This window comes from Vibrio jasicida CAIM 1864 = LMG 25398 (assembly GCF_000400365.1).
In the GTDB taxonomy this organism is placed as follows: domain Bacteria; phylum Pseudomonadota; class Gammaproteobacteria; order Enterobacterales; family Vibrionaceae; genus Vibrio; species Vibrio jasicida.
Window position 1 is genome coordinate 1 of the sequence record NZ_BAOG01000172.1, and the last position, 326, is coordinate 326.

A 326-nucleotide genomic window follows, 5' to 3' on the forward strand; every position below is an offset into this window, starting at 1 on the left:
CATAGCGATTTGGACCCACCTGACTTCCATTCCGAACTCAGAAGTGAAACGAATTAGCGTCGATGGTAGTGTGGGGTTTCCCCATGTGAGAGTAGAACATCGCCAGGCTTTAATTTGCACTTGCTTATTTAATAAGCAAGTCACCATAAAGTTCTAAATTATTTTAGAGTTTTATGTTGACTTTCAAAGTGAAAGGCGTATTATACGCACCTCGCTTAAGTGCTAAGGCACTGAAAGCCAAGCTCTTTAACAATATAGACCTATCAATCTGTGTGGGCACTCGTTGATGATAATCCAATTAGAAACTTCGGTTTCAAATTAGGTTT

Annotated in this window: 1 rRNA gene; it reads left to right on the forward strand. The window is 39.6% G+C overall.

The features are described from left to right. Nucleotides 1-108: ribosomal RNA gene (gene rrf / locus VJL_RS26100) — 5S ribosomal RNA — on the forward strand; the annotation flags it as partial. Nucleotides 109-326: the final 218 nt, after the last annotated feature.